Source organism: Enterobacter sp. PL1 (assembly GCF_945957325.1).
Classification (GTDB): Bacteria; Pseudomonadota; Gammaproteobacteria; order Enterobacterales; family Enterobacteriaceae; genus Enterobacter; species Enterobacter roggenkampii.
This window is the reverse complement of sequence record NZ_CAMFKT010000076.1, coordinates 1-1,812: the sequence shown is the minus strand read 5'-3', so window position 1 is coordinate 1,812 and position 1,812 is coordinate 1. Positions and strand designations below refer to the sequence as shown.

General features: G+C 46.5%; 2 protein-coding genes. Both read left to right on the top strand.

Translation table 11 applies throughout. The features are described 5' to 3' along the window. Positions 1-721 (top strand): restriction endonuclease subunit S (locus tag N6P30_RS24275; RefSeq protein WP_260630009.1); only part of this gene is annotated, 721 nt, incomplete at its 5' end. Between the two features lie 116 nt (positions 722-837). Next, positions 838-1,812, top strand: a 975-nt coding sequence (locus N6P30_RS24270) for a type I restriction endonuclease (protein WP_260630008.1), incomplete at its 3' end; no start/stop codon positions are given.

Sequence of the window (1,812 nt, the reverse complement as noted above, 5' to 3'; positions counted from 1 at the left end):
CAACAACCCAGAAAAGTCCCTTGCCATCCAGTCTGAAATCGTCCGGATTCTGGACAAATTTACTGCACTTACCGCTGAGCTTACCGCTGAGCTTACCGCTGAGCTTACCATGCGTAAAAAACAGTACAACTACTATCGAGACCAGTTGCTGAGTTTTGAAGAGGGTGAAGTTGAGTGGAAGACATTGGGTGAGATTGTGAAGATGCGTGCAGGGCAGCATATTTCGGCGAGAAATATAGTAGATGGGAAAGAAGGAGATTTTGTATATCCTTGTTTTGGCGGAAACGGTATTCGTGGTTACGTTAAAGAAAAAAGTCATGATGGGGAACATCTATTAATAGGGCGACAAGGTGCTCTGTGTGGCAATGTCCAAAGAATGAAAGGTCAGTTCTACGCTACAGAACATGCAGTTGTAGTCTCAGCCATGCAGGGGATTGATATTGACTGGGCATTTCATATGTTAACAACAATGAATCTAAATCAATATGCGTCGAAATCTGCACAGCCGGGTCTTGCTGTGGGGAAATTGCAGGAATTGAAATTATTAGTGCCTTCCATAGAGCGTCAGAAATATATTGCTAAAATGCTGGACAAATTTGACACATTGACGGGTTCAATCACAGAAGGCCTCCCGCGCGAAATCGAGCTGCGCCAGAAACAGTACGAGTACTATCGTGATTTACTGTTCAGCTTCCCGAAACCAGAAACCGCCAGCAACTGACGGACCATTGATACCGGCAGGGTTTGTTCTCACCCGCCCGGTATCAGGTTTTATGAATGCCGGAAGATCCTTCTGATACCCTTCCGGACTTTGCCAGATGACGCACAGGATGCACCATGACACAACAGACACACACCATTGCTGAATCCAATAACTTTATCGTCCTTGATAAATACACAAAAGTTATGGATACCGGTGACAGCTACCAGAGCGAATTGGACCTTGAGCGGGAACTGATTCAGAACCTTCTTAATCAGGGCTATGAGTTTATATCCGTTAAGTCACCGACTGCGATGCTGGCGAATGTGCGGGACCAGCTTCAGCGTCTTAATGGTGTGGAGTTTAACGAAAGTGAATGGCGGCGTTTCGCAGAGCAGTATCTCGACAGCCCCAGTGACAGCAGCCTGGACAAAACCCGTAAAATCCATATCGACTATATCTGTGATTTCACGTTTGATGACGGTCGTCTGGAAAACATCTATCTGATAGATAAAAAGAACCTGCTGCGCAATAAGGTGCAGGTCATTCAGCAGTTTGAGCAGACTGGCTCACACGCTAACCGTTATGACGTCACCATTCTGGTCAACGGCCTTCCGCTGGTGCAAATCGAACTCAAAAAGCGTGGCGTGGCGATTCGTGAAGCCTTTAACCAGATACACCGTTACAGCAAGGAAAGCTTTAACAGCGATAACTCCCTGTTTAAATACCTGCAACTCTTCGTGATTTCCAACGGGACTGATACCCGGTACTTTGCCAGTACCACTAAACGGGATAAAAATAGCTTTGATTTCACCATGAACTGGGCAAAATCGGATAACACTCTGATTAAGGACCTGAAGGACTTTACCGCCACTTTCTTCCAGAAGCATACTCTGCTGAATGTTCTGTTTAATTACAGCGTGTTTGACAGCAGCCAGACGCTGCTCGTCATGCGCCCCTATCAGATTGCCGCCACCGAGCGCATTCTCTGGAAAATCAACAGCTCTTTTAAAGCGAAGAACTGGTCAAAACCCGAAAGCGGTGGATTTATCTGGCATACCACAGGGTCAGGAAAAACCCTGACCAGCTTTAAGGCCGCACGTCTGGCTACT